At 59.8% G+C, this 19468-nt stretch carries 18 protein-coding genes and 1 tRNA gene; 5 read left to right on the forward strand and 14 right to left on the reverse strand.

All coding sequences use genetic code 11. The features are described from left to right. Positions 1–123: 123 nt before the first annotated feature. From AC0V6X_RS00125 to AC0V6X_RS00135, 3 genes are all read right to left on the reverse strand, one after another. A complete protein-coding gene (locus AC0V6X_RS00125; protein WP_486182563.1) occupies positions 124–1404 on the reverse strand; it encodes a DUF4350 domain-containing protein in 1281 nt (426 codons plus the stop codon). Further along, positions 1401–2258: a hypothetical protein gene (locus tag AC0V6X_RS00130; RefSeq protein ID WP_486182564.1), complete on the reverse strand. Its 858-nt coding sequence runs from the start codon at positions 2256–2258 to the stop codon at positions 1401–1403. The genes AC0V6X_RS00125 and AC0V6X_RS00130 overlap by 4 nt, the downstream gene beginning before the upstream one ends. A gap of 96 nt (positions 2259–2354) precedes the next feature. Further along, entirely contained in the window at positions 2355–3260 is a 906-nt protein-coding gene (locus AC0V6X_RS00135) for a prephenate dehydratase (protein WP_486182565.1), read from the reverse strand. A 133-nt stretch (positions 3261–3393) separates the two neighbouring features. Here AC0V6X_RS00135 and AC0V6X_RS00140 point away from each other — a divergent pair, with 133 nt between their 5' ends. Continuing rightward, the gene (locus AC0V6X_RS00140; protein WP_486182566.1) at positions 3394–4068 is read left to right on the forward strand and encodes a c-type cytochrome; all 675 of its coding nucleotides are present in this window, start codon (positions 3394–3396) and stop codon (positions 4066–4068) included. 70 nt (positions 4069–4138) lie between these two features. On the opposite strand, the gene AC0V6X_RS00145 is transcribed toward AC0V6X_RS00140, so the two are convergent. Continuing rightward, positions 4139–4807, reverse strand: coding sequence for an RlmE family RNA methyltransferase (locus AC0V6X_RS00145; protein ID WP_486182567.1), 669 nt, complete (start codon positions 4805–4807; stop codon positions 4139–4141). A gap of 4 nt (positions 4808–4811) precedes the next feature. Continuing rightward, positions 4812–6068 carry a Ppx/GppA phosphatase family protein gene (locus AC0V6X_RS00150; protein ID WP_486182568.1) on the reverse strand — a complete coding sequence of 419 codons (1257 nt, stop codon included), beginning with the start codon at positions 6066–6068 and terminating at the stop codon, positions 4812–4814. A 245-nt stretch (positions 6069–6313) separates the two neighbouring features. Here AC0V6X_RS00150 and AC0V6X_RS00155 point away from each other — a divergent pair. The 3 genes from AC0V6X_RS00155 (at position 6314) to AC0V6X_RS00165 (ending at position 9375) form a co-directional block, all read left to right on the forward strand. Then, positions 6314–6387 (forward strand) — tRNA-Gln (locus tag AC0V6X_RS00155). Positions 6388–6542: 155 nt separating this feature from the next. Beyond that, positions 6543–8417, forward strand: coding sequence for an HWE histidine kinase domain-containing protein (locus AC0V6X_RS00160; protein ID WP_486182569.1), 1875 nt, complete (start codon positions 6543–6545; stop codon positions 8415–8417). A gap of 49 nt (positions 8418–8466) precedes the next feature. Then, positions 8467–9375 (forward strand): LOG family protein, encoded by a 909-nt coding sequence (locus AC0V6X_RS00165; RefSeq protein WP_486182570.1) that lies wholly within the window; start codon positions 8467–8469, stop codon positions 9373–9375. 226 nt (positions 9376–9601) lie between these two features. Here AC0V6X_RS00165 and AC0V6X_RS00170 read toward each other — a convergent pair whose 3' ends face one another. Genes AC0V6X_RS00170 through glmM form a run of 4 tightly spaced genes read right to left on the reverse strand, consistent with a single transcriptional unit; the run spans position 9602 to position 13458 of the window. Continuing rightward, complete coding sequence (locus AC0V6X_RS00170; RefSeq protein ID WP_486182571.1) at positions 9602–10510, reverse strand: acyl-CoA desaturase; 909 nt, start codon at positions 10508–10510, stop codon at positions 9602–9604. After that, the gene (gene thiD / locus AC0V6X_RS00175; RefSeq protein ID WP_486182572.1) at positions 10507–11331 is read right to left on the reverse strand and encodes a bifunctional hydroxymethylpyrimidine kinase/phosphomethylpyrimidine kinase; all 825 of its coding nucleotides are present in this window, start codon (positions 11329–11331) and stop codon (positions 10507–10509) included. Before thiD ends, AC0V6X_RS00170 begins: the two co-directional genes overlap by 4 nt. Then, a complete protein-coding gene (locus tag AC0V6X_RS00180) occupies positions 11328–12092 on the reverse strand; it encodes a hypothetical protein (protein WP_486182573.1) in 765 nt (254 codons plus the stop codon). The genes thiD and AC0V6X_RS00180 overlap by 4 nt, the downstream gene beginning before the upstream one ends. 16 nt (positions 12093–12108) lie before the next feature. Further along, positions 12109–13458 carry a phosphoglucosamine mutase gene (gene glmM, locus AC0V6X_RS00185; protein WP_486182574.1) on the reverse strand — a complete coding sequence of 450 codons (1350 nt, stop codon included), beginning with the start codon at positions 13456–13458 and terminating at the stop codon, positions 12109–12111. A 106-nt stretch (positions 13459–13564) separates the two neighbouring features. On the opposite strand from glmM, the gene AC0V6X_RS00190 reads away from it, so the two are divergent. Beyond that, positions 13565–14851: a dicarboxylate/amino acid:cation symporter gene (locus tag AC0V6X_RS00190; protein WP_486182575.1), complete on the forward strand. Its 1287-nt coding sequence runs from the start codon at positions 13565–13567 to the stop codon at positions 14849–14851. Positions 14852–14854: 3 nt separating this feature from the next. Here AC0V6X_RS00190 and AC0V6X_RS00195 read toward each other — a convergent pair whose 3' ends face one another. The 5 genes from AC0V6X_RS00195 to AC0V6X_RS00215 all read right to left on the reverse strand — a co-directional run bounded on the left by AC0V6X_RS00195 (position 14855) and on the right by AC0V6X_RS00215 (position 19420). Then, positions 14855–16003 (reverse strand): AI-2E family transporter, encoded by a 1149-nt coding sequence (locus AC0V6X_RS00195; protein WP_486182576.1) that lies wholly within the window; start codon positions 16001–16003, stop codon positions 14855–14857. Between the two features lie 50 nt (positions 16004–16053). Continuing rightward, positions 16054–16689 (reverse strand): sigma-70 family RNA polymerase sigma factor, encoded by a 636-nt coding sequence (locus AC0V6X_RS00200; protein ID WP_486182577.1) that lies wholly within the window; start codon positions 16687–16689, stop codon positions 16054–16056. Next, complete coding sequence (locus AC0V6X_RS00205; RefSeq protein WP_486182578.1) at positions 16689–16967, reverse strand: NepR family anti-sigma factor; 279 nt, start codon at positions 16965–16967, stop codon at positions 16689–16691. The genes AC0V6X_RS00200 and AC0V6X_RS00205 overlap by 1 nt, the downstream gene beginning before the upstream one ends. 172 nt (positions 16968–17139) lie before the next feature. After that, positions 17140–17949, reverse strand: coding sequence for a response regulator (locus tag AC0V6X_RS00210; protein WP_486182579.1), 810 nt, complete (start codon positions 17947–17949; stop codon positions 17140–17142). Positions 17950–18253: 304 nt separating this feature from the next. Further along, entirely contained in the window at positions 18254–19420 is a 1167-nt protein-coding gene (locus tag AC0V6X_RS00215) for an N-acetyltransferase (protein ID WP_486182580.1), read from the reverse strand. Positions 19421–19468 lie beyond the last annotated feature (48 nt).

Consider the following 19468-nt stretch of genomic DNA (forward strand, 5'->3'; position numbering starts at 1 on the left):
CCCTCAGCCTGAGGGGGTGCCGAAGCAGGTGCTGGCGCCGGAGTGGGGGGCGGAGCTGCGTTGGGCGGCGTGGCCTGCGGGCTGCCTGTGTCGTTATCAGTGCTCATCGTGTTCTCGTCCCCATCAGGTCTTGCTGTTCAGTTTATCGGTCAAATCGCTCAACGCACGCGCAGCGCGAAGGATCTCGAGCGGTTTGACCGCATTGTGTAGCCGCGCAGCGCGCAGCGAAAACGGTTCTTCTTGCGGCAAGCGCACTGCGAGCGCCTTGTCGATTGCCTCTGGATCGGGATGGGCAATCCCAAGGGCCTTGCTGATACGTCTTTCGCTCAGCGCAATATAGGGCTGGGCCAGAAGCCCAAAGCGGTTCGCGCGCACAATCAGGCCCGCACCATTCGCCACCAGACGGCGCTTGCCAAAAGCGATTTCCGGCCCGCTTACCGCGCTCGCACCAAAGCGGAGGAAGGCGCGCCACCCAATGATGATCAGCGCAAGGATCAGGCACAAAGTCGCAGCCAAGAATGGCGGCTGAAAGGCCAGCGTCAGCAAGTTCGCCGAATTGCCAAAGCCATAAAGCGACATGTCGAAGGTCACGCTGCTCACATCGCCATATCCCGCCTCTTGGACCAGAGCGAGCGCAGCGGCTGCGCGGTTTGGATCGCTCATGCCGTAATTGTTCACCAGGTCCGGCTCGACCACGAACATGGTCCAGTGGGCGTTTTCATAATAGTCGGTGCCCGGCCTGCCGATGACATGGAAGGCGAGCATGTTACCCGATGAATCGATGATCAGCGGCTCAAAAGTAGAGTTCTGCTCGACATAGAGCCCCGTATTGGTCGGCAAGGTGCCCGAAAGCCCCAATCCGCCCCAGCGCACTTTGGCATCGCCATCGCGGCGGTCGATCTCTTGCGAGAAACCGAATGGCGCTTCCATCTCATTGGTCCAAGGTAGCGTCCGTGCCCCCAGAAGATCGACCCAATCGCGCTGCAAACGCTCTTGGTCTTCTTCCGAAATCTCACCCGTCACCCGGCTTGTCGACCATTTGGGAAGGATCACCATGGTGGGGCCAAGATACTGGCGGTCCTCCAGCACCCGCACCAGATCACTCGCTTCGGTGTTGCGCGGCGGGGTGAGGATCAGCAGGTCGAGCGTATCGAGCCCGTCGCCATCGCGGCTGCGCTCGACATCAATGCCTTCGTTCTCCAGCAGCTGGACGAAGGCGGCATAGCCATTGAGGCCCTTTGAATTGGCATGCGCGGTCCCCGTTTCATCCGGACCGCCCGTGTCCCCTGCGGCGATGAAGTACAGCATCGCAAGAAAGGCGGTGAAACCGACCAGCACCACAGCAAGAACTGCGCCACGGCTGAAGGGCGCTCCGCCGCGGGTGGAGGTTGCAGCATTGCTCATGCGGCCTCCTCTTGCCCAGCGCCGATCCGAATATTGGCAAAGTCAGCATAGGCCGCGCGCGCCGCTTCCCAATCTTCGCGATTGAGTGAGCGCAGCGCGAAGAGTGAGCGCTCCACCCGTTCGGCGATCGTGCCGAACGCGGTGCGGGCGGTCTGCGACAAAGCTGGCAGAGCGGCAAGCTCGCGCGCGGTGCTGGACGGCTCGACCCAATCGGGGCGCGCATCAGAGATGTGGAGCACGCTGCGTTGAAGCAGCAAGTGCGTTGCCTCATCATACCGCCCCTCCGCTGCCAGCGCATCGGCATCACCCAGCAAGGCGACGCTCTGCTCCTGGCTCGGCGCCCATTCCGGTTCACTCACAGCTTCGCGTTTGTCGCGCTTGTTGCGGCCCGCCAACGGCCCAACAGTCCGAGCAATCATGTAGAGAACAAAGGCAACCACCAACGCCAGCAATACCCATTGCAGCCAGAACCAGGACGAAGCCAGAATCTGGCCAATAGGCGCCAATACATCTCCGAGGAACCGGAAGAAACTTTGTACAGCTTCGGCAAACCAGCCCGGTGGCTCAGGCGGTTCGGGAGGCGGTGGGGGCAGAGCCTCAATCGGCTCAAACTGGATCTCTGCGGTATCGCGCATTTCGCGCCAACCATCGGGCTGAGCCGAAGTCGCAGGGCCAATCTCAGTTGGAGTGGCACTGGCCGCCTCGTTGGCTTCGTTGGAGAAGCCATTGTCCGGGTAAGGTGCGATCTCAATCGGTGGGGGAGGAGCAGGGGCCGGAACGGGTGCGAACGCCTCCGCCATCGGGGGAACCGACGGGTCCAATCCACCCGAAACACTCTGCGCCGCGTTCGTCATTCAAGATGACTCGTGGCATGGCCTGCCTCGCGGTGCAACATGGGATTTGGATTGATTTGTGAAGCGGTTAACCAAACAGCGTGGCGGACAAGCCGCTCACCCCCGCTTTCGGGCCTGCTCATAGCTGCCAAGCAAGCGCAATTCCTTGGAATGAAACGCGCATTCCTCAAGCGCTCGATCCACCGCCGGATCGCCGGGTACGCCGATAATGTCGGCATAGAAGCGGGTCGCAGAAAAGCTCGTTCCCACCTGATAGCTCTCCAATTTGGTCATGTTGACGCCATTGGTCGCAAAGCCACCCAGCACTTTGTAGAGCGCGGCCGGAATATTCTTCACCTCAAAGATGAACGTCGTCATCACCGGCTTGTCGCCGCTGTGCTTCAGGAAAGTCGGCGTTTTCGAGAGGATCACAAAGCGCGTCATATTATCATGCGCGTCTTCGATATTCTTCTCGATAATCTCAAGGCCATAGAGCTCTGCGGCAATAGCAGGGGAGATCGAGGCAGTCGTCGGATCGCCCAATTTCGCCACATGCGCCGCTGCTCCTGCTGTATCGATGAAGTTCAGCGGCACGATCCCGCGCTCACGCAGATAGAACCGGCATTGGCCCAGCGCTTGTGGATGGCTGTAGGCTGAGGTGATTGTGGCTTTCCCGTCCTTGGAGGGGGGCGCCATCAGCGCGTGATGGATAGGGAGGAAATACTCGCCCACAATTGACAGACCGCTTTCCGGCAGCAGGAAGTGGATGTCTGCGACCCGGCCATGCTGCGAGTTCTCAATCGGAATGATCGCTTCAGCGGCGCGGCCATCTTTGACCGCCTCCAGCGCGTCCTCAAACCCAAAGCACGGCAGCGGCAAGGCGTCTGGCCGGGCATTCATGGCTGCCCTATGCGAATAGGCGCCCGGTGCGCCTTGAAACGCAATCGCGCGCGCAGGCTCAGCCTCGGCAGCGCTGCGCAAGCGTTCGACAATCGGCATCGCTAGATCAGGAAAACTACTCATGTCGCCACGAGGCCTAGTGCCCCGCTGTGTGAGCGGCAAGGGCCGTGATCATACGGGCTTGCAATTCATGCACCCATTCGTGATGCGATTGGCCTTGCGCAGGCGAAAAGTGGACAGTAAGGGACGCCTCGGGATGACTATGGACAACAACTCATCAGACACGCCGAACACCGAAACGGATTCGGGCGACCTTTTCAACACTGCCGCCGGCTGGGTGCTTTTTGCTGCCGGTCTGGGGCTGGGCCTTTCGATTGTGGCGGGCAAGTTCTTCCACGGCACTGACCCACAACGGCCTGAGCAATTGGGCTATGTGATCGAAGTGGCTGAGGCTGAGGATGGCCCCGCTGGCCCGACCCTTGCCGAAGTGCTGCAGACGGTTACGGCTGCCGATGGCGAGCGCGTCTTTGCCAAGTGCGCGGCCTGTCACACGGTCGAATCGGGCGGCGCTAATGGGGTGGGTCCGAACCTGTATGGTATCATGGGCGCGCCAGTTGGCGGCGTTTCAGGCTACACTTACTCGACCGCAATGGCTGGCTTTGGCGGCAATTGGGGTTGGGAAGAAATGGACGCCTGGCTCGACAATCCGCGCGGCTATATGGACGGCACCAAGATGGGCTTTGCTGGCCTTTCGAGCATTGAAGATCGCGCGGCAGTCGCGGTCTATATGAACGAAAATGGGTCAAACATCGCCTTGCCCGAATTCGTACCGGCCGAGGAAGTGGCTGAAGCCGACGCTGAAGCTGAGGTTGAGGCGGAGCAGAATGCGGCCGAAGAGACCAGCGAAGAGACTGCAGCGGCTGAAAGCTGATCGCATTTTGCAGAACCTGAATTGAAAAAGGGCGCCGATTTCGCGCCCTTTTTCATGTCCGCAAGCAGGTTCAGTCCTCCCGCCCCTTGAAGCCTTGCGCGACCACGTACCATTCTGATGATCCCTTGCGGCTGGCGGGTGGCTTGGCGTGCTTGACGGTCTTGAAGTGCTTCTTGAGCAGCGCCAGCAAATCCGCGTCTGTCCCGCCTGCGAGCACTTTGGCGACAAAGGTGCCGCCCTTCTCCAAAGTCTCAACCGCGAACCATGCGCCTGCTTCAACTAGGCCCATCGTGCGAAGGTGATCGGTCTGTTTGTGCCCGACCGTATTTGCGGCCATGTCGGACAGGACCAGATCAGGCGGACCGCCCAGCGCGTCTTCCAACGCCTTGGGAGCGTCATCGTCCATGAAGTCCATCTCGAAGATGGTCACACCCTCAATCGGCTCGACCGGCAATAAATCGATCCCGACTACCTCCGCCTTGGGAGCCTTAGCCCGCACGACTTGCGACCAACCGCCCGGCGCGATGCCCAGATCGACGACACGCTTGGCCCCTCGGATAAGCCCAAAGCGATCATCCAGCTCGATCAACTTATACGCTGCGCGGCTGCGATAGCCGTCGGACTTGGCCTTCTTCACATAGGGGTCGTTAAGCTGCCGTTCGAGCCAGCGGACCTGCGAAGCGGTGCGTTTCTTGCCGGTTTTGACCCGGCGATCAGGATTGCGTCCAGAACGCGTCATGGCTCTATCCGGCCCTTTGCTGATTGCGGTTTTCGTGCAAGGCTTTGAGGCTGCGTTCACTTTGTCGTTCTGCTGCCATCAGGCTGCGCAGGATCCCCTCGCGGATGCCGCGGTCTGCGACACCAAGCCGCTCTGCCGGCCACAGGTCGAGGATCGATTCAAGGATCGCGCATCCCGCCACCACCAGATCGGCCCGGTCCTGACCGATGCAAGGAAGCTCGCTCCGCTCTGCCGGCGACATGCCCGACAGCCGCGTGCTGATATCGCGCATGGAATGCGAAGGCACGATAAGCCCGTCGACCGCCTTGCGATCATAATGCGGCAGCTCAAGGTGCAGGCTGGCGAGTGTCGTTACAGTGCCCGACGTGCCTAGCAATCGGATATCTTCGCTGCGGGAGGCCTCTGCAATACGCTCAGCAAAGGGAGCAAAGCTGTCCGACACCAACTCTCGCATCCGAGCATAGCGTTTGAGCCGCCCTTTGCGATCGGCGGGCTCACCGCTCAGGCCTGCCGACATCTCTTCGCGTTTGACTGTATCTGTAAGTGATACGACGCCCCAAGGGACGCTCTGCCAGTCGATAATTTCGGGAATTTTCTCTCCGGGCCGCAGCAGAACGAGCTCGGTTGAGCCGCCACCAATGTCGAAGATGAGTGCGGGGCCGTGCCCTGCTTCGAGCAGGATATGGCAGCCAAGCACAGCCAGCCGTGCTTCTTCCTCCGCTGTTATGATGTCGAGCACAATCCCGGTTTCGCGCTTCACCCGTTCGATGAAGGCCTCGCCATTGCTCGCGCGGCGGCAAGCCTCCGTCGCAACCGACCGCGCGAGGCGAACATTGCGTCTCCGCAATTTCTCCGCGCAGATCGACAGCGCGCCGAGCGCCCGGTCCATCGCTTCGTCTGAGAGCCGTCCGGTTGTCGCCAGATCCTCACCCAATTTCACCACGCGGCTAAAGGCGTCGATGACCGTGAAGTCTGGGCCAGAGGGGCGGGCAATCAAAAGCCTGCAATTGTTGGTACCAAGATCCAACGCGGCATAAGCCTCCCTGCGATGGTGGGGCCCCCGATGCGAATTGGCACGTTGATGAGGTTTCTGGAAGGGACCACGCGAGGCATCCGCTCGGCCGTTTCGCTCGGACTTGCCGGTGGTCTTCTTGTCTTGCTGGCTGGAGCGCTTGTAGCGAAAATCGGCTACCTTGCCGGACTTGCTGCCCCGTTTTCTGCCAGCTCTCCTATTCTCGTCCGGCGGAAGCTGATCCGCCATAAGTCATTCTTTCATCTCACTGATGCGAACTGTTGCATCAGCACCTGTCGGAGAAACTACCAGTGAGTGCCCAAGAGAGCAAGACAATGGAGAAGGGGCGAAGGGTGGCCATGGTGAGCCTACAAAGCTTGACCCGGCTGACACGCAAACCTAACAGGCGCCACTCGCGCGGGCGACCGCGCTGATTCTGCGCAGCGGTTCGTGGGCGTCGCGTTCAATTCGACCCGCCTCCGCGCTTTTGGTAATGCCCCGTCGTCTAATGGTAAGACTACGGACTCTGACTCCGTCAATTGAGGTTCGAATCCTCACGGGGCATCCAACGCCTTTGCGCGACCTAGCCCTTGACCGCAGGCCAGCCTTGGGCTCAGGCAGACCCAGCCGTTCTTCGCTTGTCGCAGGAGTGATGCCATCGCACCGTCTGAACAGTCTCCCGTCCCCGGCGACGCGCACCCGCAAAGCGATCCTGAGCGCCGTTTGGCGGCGCGAGAGCGGCAGGCGCGGATTATCGCTGATCTGGGGCAAAAGGCACTGGCGACGCGCGATTTGGACGGGTTCTTTGACGATGTCTGCAGCTCGCTCTGCAGCGCACTCGAATGCGGTTTCTCCAAATTGCTCAAACTGTCTGAGGACGAGCAAAGCTTCGTTGGCATAGCCGGCGCGGGATGGGAGCCCGGCGCGCTTGAAGCCAGCCGGATCGATACAGGCACACACAGCCAGGCAGGCTATACTCTGATAGAGGATCACTCGATCCTCATCGAAGACCTTGAGACGGAAACTCGGTTCGAAGGGTCGCAGTTGCTGGTCGATCACGGCGTTCGTTCCGGGATCGGAGCGCTGATCACCGTGGGAGCCACGCCGTGGGGTGTGATCAGCATGCATGACCGAAGGCCGGGTGCCTTCGGGGCAGAGGATCTAGCGATTCTCGAAAGCGCCTCGAACATCATTGCGATGACGATCAAGCAGTCGATGCGTGAGGACTTTCTTACGCAGGAGCGGTTGATCCAATCGCTTTCTTTGGGGGTAGCAGAGATCGGCGTTTGGACCCGCGATCTTGCCACTGGCGCAACCACTTGGGACCAACGCCTGCGTCAAATTGTCGGTGTTGAGAGCGCAAAGATCAATCCGAAGACTGATAGTCTTCTCGACTTCGTGATTGATGACGATCGCGAGCGTGTGCGCGAGGCGTTGGAGGCTACGGCAGAGCGCGGGCAGGCCTTCGAGGAAGAGTATCGCCTTCTGCGCCCCGATGGCGAGACGATCTGGCTGCACACCCGCGCTGAGCGAACCGTTCAGAACAACCGCTCGCTTGTCATTGGGATCACGATCGACATCAGCGAGCGCAAGCTGGCGGAAGAGCGCAGCGACTTCATGATGCGCGAGCTGGACCACAGGGTGAAGAACCTGCTCGCCATTATCCTTTCCATCGCTGAGATCACTGCGCGCTCTGCAAGTGATGTGCAGACGTACAAAGGCGGCTTTCGCTCTCGGCTCGAAGCGATTGCACGCACGCACAGTCTGCTCGCGGATTCCCGCTGGTCGGGTGTCGACCTGCGCTCGCTTGTCGAGGACGAGGTTGTCGAGAAGGCCGCGGATGGCGCGGTGACGATTGACGGTCCCGAAGTGCCTATTTCGCCGGGAGCGGCGCAGTCTTTGTCGATGCTGTTTCATGAGCTCAACACAAATGCCCGCAAATATGGCTCGCTTTCCGTCACCGGGGGCAAGCTGAGCGTGCTGTGGTACATGCTGGGCGGGGATGATGGCGAGGTTGTGGTCACTTGGGCAGAGAGCGGCGGGCCACCTGTGCGCGAGCCTACTCATACCGGGTTCGGCAGCAAGGTGATCAACCAGATCGTCAAGCGCCAATTTGGCGCGAGCGTTACGACCGAGTGGAACCCGGCGGGCATGAACCTGTCTTTGCGGTTTCCAAATGCCAGCATCAAGCCCACTCCGCTTGAGGCCCCTGAAAAGCAAGAAGACGGCGACTTTGTCTCGCAAGAGGCTTTGGCGGATAGGCGGGTCCTGGTGGTGGACCACGAATGGCTCGCAGCCGAGCAATATGCGGCCGTATTCAACAGCGTTGGCGCCCGGGTGATCGGACCGTTCCTGAAGCTTGCCGACGCGGCGGAGGCAGACCTTGCCGGCATGGATATCGGCATAGTTGACCTAGGCTTTGGCGACGATGCGGTGGCCTTTGCGGAAAGGCTCAAACAGGCCGGTGTTGCGATTGTCTTCGTGGCCGAACCGGGGGCCTCGATCGTATTGCCAGAGCGGTTCACCGACGACCCCGTTCTGATCAAGCCGGCCAGCGCAGACGTGCTGATCAAGAGCGCGGCGCGGCTGCTCGCTTAACGCAATTGCTTGCTTGCTGCTTGAGGCATGCGGGCTTAGTGGGATCATCATGACGAAATCAAACGACACTTCCGGTGCCTCCGATAACCCCGGGCGCGACCTGATCGACCGCAAATTCTATCCCGCGGGCGAGGAAAGCCGCTTTGCCGATGAATCGCCAGAGCGTACGCCGCAGACCGAACACCCGGCTTACAAGCTCGCTTTTCGCGACACCGACTTCCTGCTGCGCGACGAACTGCGCCCGGTGCGGTTCCAGCTGGAGCTGCTGAAGCCGGAAATGCTGCTCGACGAAGCGCGCGTTGGCTCGACCATGGTCATGTATGGTTCTGCCCGCATCCCCTCGCCGGAACAGGCGCAGGCCAAGATCGACGCGGCCAAAGACGGCACGGAATATGAGCAGAAGGTCGCGCAGAGCCTGGCCAACAAAGCCAAGTACTATGAAGAGGCGCACAAGCTCGCCAAGATGGTCTCAGAAAAAGCGATCATCGAAGATGGCAAGCGCCAGTTTGTCGTCTGCTCCGGTGGTGGCCCTTCCATTATGGAAGCGGCCAATCGCGGGGCAAGCGATGCGGGTAGCGAGAGCATTGGCCTCAACATCGTGCTCCCGCATGAGCAAGCGCCCAACCCCTATGTGACGCCCTACCTGTCGCTCAACTTCCACTACTTCGCGCTGCGCAAGATGCACTTCCTGCTGCGCGCGAGGGCTGTGGCGGTGTTCCCAGGCGGCTTTGGCACGTTCGATGAATTTTTCGAGCTGCTGACTCTGATCCAGACCGGCAAGATGAAGCCCATTCCGATCATGCTGTTCGGCAAGGATTTCTGGACGCGCGTGGTCGATTTCGAAGCGATTGCCGAAGAGGGCACGATTGCGAAGTCCGACCTCGACCTGTTCCATTGGTGCGAAACCGCTGACGAAGCCTGGGCGCATATTGCCGAGTTTTACGAGCTCAAGACCTAGGGCCTTACACCCCCTTTTTCCCGACTGTTTGCAAGGGTAGCGCCCTCCCGTTTGACACACTTGACACACTGTTCAGGGGCAAAAAGCGCCTCTGTCCGTTCAAGGCCGGAAAAACGGCTCGGAATGACGTCCAAACAGAGGAAAGGGAAGCGATCCATTCGCTCTTTGTGCCTGATTGGCGCGGCAGTAGGAAAATGGTTTCTAGGGCGCGGCGTTGATACCAGCTTTATCGCTGAGCGCGCTCGATCAGATCATCGCGCGCCTCTGCATGACGTGGCAGCTTCACATCGTAGACTAGGCCCAGCTTCTCCAACCGTGCAATCACCCACCAGCCCGGATCGACCTGCCCCGGTTCTAGCCCAATTCGTGCGCTTTCAGGGAAGGCGTGATGGTTGTTGTGCCAGCACTCACCATAGGTGACGAGGCCAAGGCCAGGCAGGTTAGAGGCCTGAATGCCGGCATCCTTGACCAGCCAGCTCCCTGAACTGGGCCCGCTTCGCGGGTTGTGGCAGAAATAGGTGACGGTCCAGTGCCCCGCCGTGCTCACCAATACGCGCACGCAGACGCCCCACAGAACGAACGGCCAGCCTCCTGCCCAATAGAGCAGGGCCGCGAGTGGCAGCTGGTGCCAACGCCATGTTGCATCGAGAAAGCGATAGAACGGATCGGCGGCGATCAGTGGCTCAACAGTGACTTTTGGAGGATGCTCAAATTCAAAGCGGCAGAACAGGTTCCAGCCCAAATCGATCAGCAATGACCGGCGGTGGGCAAAGAAGTCGTGGCATTCAGCCTCTCGCTGCGCCCAGTCGCGTGTGTCGTGGATGCGGATAATGCCGGAAGGGCCGGACACGCCCACAATAGTGCCAATGTAGATCAAGAGCCGCGCCACCCAATTGCGCGCCTTGAATGTGCGGTGGATCATCATCCGGTGCATACCGACGCTGTGGCCGACCAACAGGGTCGCATAGGTGAGGGCAAGGAACAGCAGCACCGACTGCCACGTCACCAGCACGATAGCGGCCAGCGTGCCCAAAATCATCGCGCCGTTCCAGATAGATTTGGGCCAGTCGATGCGGACCTGCCCTGCGCATGGGTCAGCGCCTTTGCCATCGACGCGGATGACAGGCTCCATCATAGGTTGCGCACCGCGTGATGGCCCAACGGACCGTTGCCTTCGCCAAAGCCGGGAGCCGCCTCAATCGCGCGCAGCACGAAGTTGCGCCCCAACCGCACCGCGTGTTCCAGCGGCTGACCATGGGCAAGCAGCGTCGCAATCGCGCTGGAGAGTGTGCAGCCGGTGCCATGCGTGTGCTTTGTGTCGATCCGCGCATGGGTGAACTGGATCGCGCGCGCGCCTTTCTCGATGTCGGGATCGTAGAGGATGTCGACGATCCTCTCATCAGCGGTGTGCCCGCCTTTGGCGAGCACCGCTGCGCCGGTCTGATTGGCCAGCGCCTCTGCGCCCAGCGCCATATCGCTCGAGGTCTTGAAATTGCGCTCGAGCAGATAGCCGAGCTCAGGCAGGTTGGGCGTGATAAGGCTCGCAATCGGGAACAGCCGCTCGCGGATTGCGGCAATGGCATCGGGCGCCATCAAGGTCGCGCCGCTGGTGGCGACCATGACAGGGTCGAGCACGATCGGCATATTGAGACCAATCTTTGCCTCTGCCAGCGCATCTGCGACCGCATTGGTGATCTCCGCATCGTGGAGCATCCCGATCTTGATTGCATCAACCCCGATATCGTCAACGCAGGCCTTGATCTGCTGCGCCACCGCCGTCCCGGCCATGGGCGCGATGGCTTGGACGGAGACGCTGTTTTGCGCGGTGACAGTGGTGATCGCGCTCATCGCATATCCGCCGAGCATCGTGATCGTTTTGATATCGGACTGAATGCCCGCTCCGCCAGAGCTGTCTGACCCAGCGATAGAGAGGATACGCGGCGGGGGCTTGCTCATAAGCGATCCATGATCTCAGCCTTCTTGGCTGCGTATTCGGATGGTTCAATCAACCCATCGTCGAGCATGGTCTTGAGCGATCGGAGCGAGCTGATGTTCTTTGCATGCGGATCTTCGTGCTGGCCCGCCTCTGCATTCGACGTCATCCTGACCATCTGTGCGAAATCCAGATCAATTGTTCCGGGCCTTTCAGGATCGATAAGCCCTTTCAGTTTTCGCCCGGGCAACAAATGCGGGATGAATATCTCCGGTGTTGTTTTCCGCTTGTGAACCTCAAAGGCGGGCTGCCCTTCTGGCTCGACACGCAGGTGGTATTTGATCACCGGCATGTGATTGATTTCCATCCTTGTCTGCTCGACCGAGAGAATGTGAACAATGGCGGGGATGCCGTCCCGATCCAGGCGATGGGCTTTTGCAAGCGCCTTGTGCCGCAGCGCAGTGACAATCGGCCACACAATTGCAAGGCCAAGCGCAATGTATACTGCAATTGCGCTGCCGATTATCTTCCAATCATTGGCAGGTAATCTGCCTTCCGCACCCTCGCAGAAATATCGCACCTGTTCCTCGCCGCCGGGTTTGACATAGGTTTCGTAGACCATTGTCTCACCCGCGGCGCAAACAAAGGTCTCCAGTTGCAGCGCGACGAAAGGAACAGCGACAATTCCGAGGAAGCCGATCGAGACAAACAGGATGAAGAGTGTGGTGGCCAGCGATTTGCGCGCGGTCGTAAGAATACTCTGCATGCTCTGATTGTCCCCCATGTTTCAAGCCTTGGTTCTAAGTTGCGGCCCGCACTGCATCGCACACTTGGTCTACCACGCTTTCGACCTGTGCGGCATCGTCACCCTCCGCCATGACACGGATGACGGGTTCGGTGCCGGACGGACGGATGACCAGCCGGCCTTTGCCTTCAAGCTCGCCTTCTGCCTCGGCAATGACCGATTTGACTGAGTCGTTCTCCAGCGGCGCTCCGCCTGAATAACGCACGTTCTTGAGCAGTTGCGGCACGGGGTCGAATTGGTGGAGGATTTCGCTCGCCGGTTTACCGGACCGCACGAGGCTGGAGAGGACCCGCAAAGCCGCCACCGTCCCATCGCCTGTGGTTGAATGGTCGAGCATGATCATGTGGCCCGATTGCTCGCCGCCAATGTTGAAGCCGCCCGACTTCATCCGTTCCAGCACATAGCGGTCGCCGACTTTGGTGCGTTCAAGGGTCAGGCCAAGGCTCCTCAGATACCGCTCCAGCCCGAGGTTCGACATGACGGTCGAGACCACGCCGCCTCCACGCAGAGCGCCCTTTTCGTGCATCCGGGTAGCGATCAACGCCATGATCTGGTCGCCATCGACCGCGCGGCCTTGCTCGTCGACCACAATCAGCCGGTCCGCATCGCCATCCAGCGCAATGCCGATATCCGCGCCTTCCTCGACCACCTTGGCTTGTAGTGTCTCGATTGCAGTGGAGCCGACGCCGTCATTGATGTTGGTGCCATTGGGCTCAACGCCCAGCGTCACGACTTCCGCACCCAGCTCCCAGATGGCAGAGGGCGCGACTTGATAGGCGGCCCCGTTGGCGCAATCGACCACGACTTTGAGATCATCGAAGCGGATGTCGCTCCCGACCGAGGCTTTAAGCGCGTGGATATAGCGCCCGCGAGCATCCTCAATCCGGCGCGCCCGGCCAATGGCTTCGGCGGTGGCTAGGGTCGGCTCGCTTTCCAGTAGAGCCTCAATCTCGCCTTCCGCCTCATCCGATAGCTTGAAGCCATCGGGGCCGAACAGCTTGATGCCGTTGTCGGGAAAGGCGTTGTGGCTGGCGGAGATCATCACGCCCAGATCTGCACGCATTTCGCGGGTCAGGAGTGCAATGGCGGGGGTGGGGAGGGGGCCGGTCATGATCACATCCATGCCCACGCTCGTGAACCCTGCGACGAGAGCACTCTCCATCATATAGCCCGAAAGCCGCGTATCCTTGCCGATCACGACACGGTGCCGGTGGCCGCCGCGCACGAAGTAATTGCCCGCCGCTTGGCCGACGCGCATCGCGGTGGCAGCCGTCATCACCCCATCATTCGTGCGACCTCTGATCCCGTCAGTGCCGAAGAGTTTCCGTCCCGTAGATTTCGCCATGGGGCCTGTCTGTTCCCTGTTATCCATCAAGCTTGATTTGTGTCTGGGTTCTGGCGCGGTTATCGCTCGAAGGGAAGAGCGCAAAGGCTAAAGGGCAACGGTTTTGGTGGCGAATAGCGAAGCAAATGCAGGTGAGACGACTGAAGCATCCGCAATCGGGACCAATTTTGAACTGGTGACGATCCGCCTGCCGGTCCTGGCGACCTTTGCCGCGTTGGTAATTGGTCTCGTTGCAGGGATGGTCGCATCGGGCCTTGAACTGCCCGCATGGCTGCTTGAGACCACCGCATTGATCGGCAAGTTGTGGCTGCGCGCTTTGCAGATGACGATCATTCCGCTGGTGGCGGCTCTGCTGGTCCTTGGCCTTGCGCAAATGGTCAACGCCGCAAGAGCCGGCGCAGCGGCGAAGCGGTTCTTGATGCTTGTCTTTGGCGTGTTGATTTTGGGCGGACTGTTCACCGCTATTGTCTTGCCGACATTGCTCAGCGTCTTTCCGATCCCCGAAGGCGCGAGGGGCTTCATCGACGCAGGCGAGACGCAAGCGCAGGAGGTGCCTGGAATATTGGACTTCCTCGGCTCACTGATCGCGCCCAACATTATTGCAGCGGCCGGTGAGACAGCGATGCTGCCGCTGACGATCTTCTTTGCGCTGTTTGCCATCGCCATCACGCGGCTGCCCGAAGGCCAAGGCGCGACGCTGCTCGGCTTCTTCCACGCGCTGGCCAATGCGATGCTGCTGATCATCGGCTGGGTCTTGTGGGTCGCGCCCATTGGCGTTGTCGCGCTGGCCTTCGGAGTAGGTCTAAGGAGCGGGGGCGGAGCGTTCGCGGCGCTCGCGCACTACATCCTCATTGTCTCGGCCATGGGTGGGTTCATTCTGGTGCTGGCCTATCTGGTCGCGTGGCTGCTGGGAGGTATTTCGCCTCTGCGCTTTGCCAAGGCGATGGTGCCAGCCCAAGCCGTGGCGATCTCGACTCAAAGCTCGCTCGCAAGCCTGCCCGCAATGCTCGACAGCGCCAGCCGCTTGAACCTGCGCGCGCGGACATCGGAGTTTGTTTTGCCGCTTGCAGTGGCAATCTTCCGCGCGACCAGTCCCGCAATGAACATGGCGGTTGCGATGTATGTGGCGACGCTGGCGGGAGTGGAGATTACTCCGGCGCTGGCGATTGCGGGCATTCTGGTCGCGCTGATTATCTCGGTCGGCTCCGTTTCGCTGCCCGGTTCGATCAGCTTTGTAGTCTCAATCGGTCCCATCGCGCTCGCCATGGGCATTCCGATTGAGCCTCTGGTGCTGCTTGTCGCAGTCGAGATGCTGCCAGACATCATGCGCACGCTTGCCAATGTGACGATGAATGTCGCGGTGGCGAGCGCGGTGGATCGCGGACAGGACTAGCGCTTAGCGGGTAAGCACGCCTGCCTGATCCTCTTCAATTGGGAAATCTAGGGCGTCGCTTCGGAACAGCGGTTCTCCAAATAGGAAGCCGACAATGTTGGGCCGCCCGATATGGTCGAAAAGTGATGTCAGCGTCAGCAGGATCGGAACAGAGAGCAGCGCGCCGACCACGCCCCAGATCCATGTGAAATAGGACAACGCAATCAGGATCATCACCGGGCTCATGGAAAAACGCTTACCCAGCACAGATGGCGTGACCACATTCGCCTCGATGGCATTGAGGGCAAGATAAGCAAGCGCATAGGTTAGCCCAAGCGCCACGGTGTCCGCTGTGCCTAGCCCAAACAGCGCCAACAGAGATGTCATTGCCAAAGGGCCAACATAGGGCACGAAGTTCAATAGCATCGCCAGCCCGCCCCACATGATCGGCGCCTCCAGCCCAAGCGCCCAGGCCCCCAGCGCAACGATCACGCCGAGCCCTGCATTAATCATCGTGACCGTGGTTATATAGGCCGCAACCTTGTCCTGAACCTCTCGCATAGCCCTTGCCGCGCGCACGCTGGAGCCGAAGCTGGCGCGGTCGAACAGCAGGTGGCGGCGCATCCGCACGCGCGCCTCGATCATGAAGAACGCCATCAGAAACATGATCAGCGTCTCGATCAACACGCTGGGCGTTGCGAAGGCGATTTCTTCAAGCATGGTGGGAGTAGCGAGGACGACTTGCGCGGTTTGACTGCCGCCCATGGCTTCTGCCAGTTGATCGTTCATCGCTGCGATCCATGCAAAGTCATCGCGCAATTCCGCGAAGCGTTCGCCCACTCGTTCAGCAATCGCAGGCAGTTGCTCGAACAATGAAATCGCTGGCTGAATGATAAGCGCGAGCGAGGCGAGGAGCACCAGCAAGAACAGCAAAAGCGCACTGATCGAAGCAAGCGCATTGGGTAGCCCGAACGCCATCAGCTTGTCGGCAAGAGGGGAGAGCATGATGGTGAGAACGAGCGCTGCAACCAGTGGCAGGAAGACCACCGAGCCGATCGACAGCACAAAGGGTAAGGCCAGAAATACGCCAATACCCAGCAGCAGCACAATCGCGCTCATCAAGCGCACTTCTTGCGTAGGGCGGGCAGAGGTGTCTGGTGCGTCGTCGTCCATTGCGCGTGGATCTATGCCAGCGTCAGCCCATTTGGCCAAGCGCTGTGGACTTAGTCCTTCAGCGAACCCCTTGCATCGGGTGCAAAATCAGAGCCCGCAACATCGTCGAGCTCTTCCAGAATGGCGCTGTGTGCGGTGCGTTCGTCATCATCACGGCCCGGAAGGTCCCCGCTTTCCAGCATGTCGCTGAGAGCGGCACGCGCCCGGCCTACCCGGCTCTTGATCGTGCCAAGTGCGCAGTCGCAGATTTGCGCCGCCTCTTCATAGGAAAACCCGCCTGCGCCCACTAATAGCAACGCCTCACGCCGTTCGGACGGTAGCGATTGCAAGGCGCGCTGGAGATCGGAGAGGTGGACGGGGTGCTCTTGTCCGGCAGGCGCGGTCAGGATGCGCTCGGCCACACCCTCATCATACTCACCGCGAAACCGGTTACGGCGCATGTCGGAGAGGTAGGCGTTGCGCAGGATCACAAAGGTCCAGGCGCGCATCGAAGTGCCCGGTTCAAACCGATCACGCGCGGCCCAGGCTTTCAGCATGGTCTCCTGCACCAAATCGTCAGCCATATCCGCATGGCCGCAAAGCCCGCGTGCAAAGGCGCGCAGGTGCGGGACTACATCAGTCAGCTCGCGCTTGAAATCAGCCTGTTCACTTGCTGTGCGTTTGGGGGGCGGAGATTTTACCGCCATTATGCGGGATTTTCCGGATCAGATGGTTTGCCATCCTCTCCGGTCTCGTCAAACTGGTCGAGCAGGTCTTTGAAACTGCCGGGCAATGGCTCATCCACGACGTCGCGATAAAGCTGCTTTAGGCCACTTGCCCAAGCCGGTGCATCGCTTGCCTTTGTGGAAGGTTCGGATTGACCATGAACCTCAACCTTGGCTGAAGCTGCAGCAGGCACAGCATCGCCAGCGCCATTGGCGCTGTCCTTGCTGTCTCGCTGATCTGGCTGTTCTTCCGAACCCATTACTCTGTTCCAATGATCCCAATCGACTGCGCGCGCACCACCCGCCCAAGTGGCTGGCTCACATCACGTTGACGATGCTGACCCAACGCAGGCTTTGTCGTAATGTTCCTCGGCGTTCTTGAAGAACGCGTCAAGTTTGCTGGAAAAACAGCGTGTCTTGGGCACCTGTCATTCAGGCACTTGTGCTGACGACAGGGACGCCGGACTGAAAAAACAGTGCTTGGCTGATTGCCGCCTGCACGGTCTTCTCCTTAAACGGCTTGGTCACCAGATAGGTCGGCTCTTCGCGGTCCCCGGTGAGAAGGCGTTCGGGATAGGCCGTGATGAAAATCACTGGCACATCGGCAAAGCTCAAGATGTCATCGACAGCGTCCAGTCCTGATGAGCCATCAGCCAGTTGGATGTCGGCAAGAACCAGTCCCGGACGGTGCTGGGTCGCGGCTGCTACCGCTTCATCACGAGTGGTGGCCGTGCCGCAAACCGTGTGGCCAAGCGATACAACAAGGTCCTCTAATTGCATCGTGATCATCGGTTCATCTTCGATGATGAGGACATCGGTGGCTTGCTCAGCCTCAATCTCGGCGATGGCTTCGGTGACCAGAGCGTCGATCTTTGCCGTAGGCAGCTCCATGATCTGCCCCGCTTGCTCGGCTGAGAATTCCTCCACCGTGGTCAGCAGAAGCGCTTGGCGCTTGCGCGGAGTTGCGGCGGCAAGACTGCGCTGCGCGCCTTCTTGAAGCGGTTCGCTGACGGAGGCCGTTCGTTCAGAGTTTGAGGCGGCGCTCTTCGCCCAAATGCGATGGAATATCCGATAAAGCGCAATGCGAATATTGCCATCTGCGCGCTTGAATTCGGCATCGGCCAAGGCGGCTTCAAGCGTTGTACGGACAAGCCCGTCGCCTGCGGCCTGCGACCCGGTCAAAGCGCGCGCATAGCGCCTCAAAAAGGGCAGATTGTCGGCAACCTTTTGGCCCAAAGACATGCATCACTCCCTGTTTGATCGCGCCAACGAGCGAGAAAAGTACAACTTTTCAGCCCTTCCCGTCCCCGGATCTTCCACTCGCACATGATTTAACTGGCGTCAAAAAGAGTTACGTACTGTCTCTGCGCGGAGATGAAACTTCACCCTTTTTGAAACACGTGGGAACCAAGTCTGGACCCGCGCATTATTGTCTCATCACCGGCGATCCCTCCCTCCCGTCCAAGGCGGCTGGTGATACGATCCGGAAAGGCCTTCACTCTTCACTGAGTGGAGGCCTTTCTTTTTGTGAGAACTGCGAACCGCTCTAGCTGATCGACTTTTCGTAGATGGCGTATTCGCGGTTGATCTGGCTGTCGATCGCATCGGCGATGGCGACCATGCCCTGATTGTCATCAAGGATCCAACCGATCTCTCCCCGGGTCGAGGCGTACTTTGCAATGGCGTTCGTGCGGATCTGTTCGATCATCATGAACGCCAATTGGCTTGCCATGCGCGACCCCTGAAATTCCCTGAGCACGCCCATCAAAGGCACGCGCATATCGCAATCATTGGGGTTCATGACCCAACGCAAAAGCCGCCACCAGCCAAGCGGGAAGAGCATGCCGTTCGACTTTTTGAGCACCTGGTTCACATCCGGGAAGGTCAACATAAAGGCGACGGGACGGCCATCGATCTCAGCGATCATGTTGAGCTCTTCATGGATAATCGGTTTCAGCTTTACGCCCGTATGCGCGACCTCTTCCGGGGTTAGCGGTACAAAGCCCCAATTTTCCGACCATGCATCGTTGAGAATGGAAAGGATGATCGCGGCTTCCGCATCCCAATCCTTCTTGCGCACTTGGCGGACGGTGATCTTCTTGTTGCGCTCGCCCATTTTGACGATGCGTGAGATCAGCGGGGGGAACTCCTTCGTGATGTCGAGGTCATAGGTGTAGAGCGTCTTGGTGCGCGCAAATCCATCGCCTTGGATCCAGTGCTGATAGTGCTCTGGATGATGGCCCATCATGATGACCGGCGCGTGGTCCTGCCCTTTGACTAGCAGTCCGGGCTCCTCCCAGATCGACAGTGAGATCGGCCCGACAATCCGGGCCATGCCTTCACCGGAAAGCCACTCCTTCGCCTTGGCCAACAGAGCCTTTGCCACAACCTCGTCCGCCGCATCGAAATAGCCGAACATGCCTGTTCCCGGACCAAAGCCTTGGTCAGGCGGCATGCCCAGAGCCAGCTCGTCAATGTGCGCAGAAATCCGCCCCACCGGTTCGCCAGCGCGCATCGCCACAAACAATTGCACGCGCGCGTGGAGGAAGAAGGGGTTCTTTTCGGGGTCGACCAACTCCATCTGCTCTGACAGCAATTGCGGGACGGAGTTCGGCACGCGCGCGGCAAATTCGCGGCCAATATCGACAAAACGGCGGCGTGCCTTCTTGTCGTGAGCATCAATCGGCTCGATTGTGATGGGCGCATCTGTCACGCGGGCGGCCTCGTACTTTGGCTTAAATCAAAGCGCTGTGTGTCCCGA

This window comes from Erythrobacter sp. S267 (genome assembly GCF_057365045.1).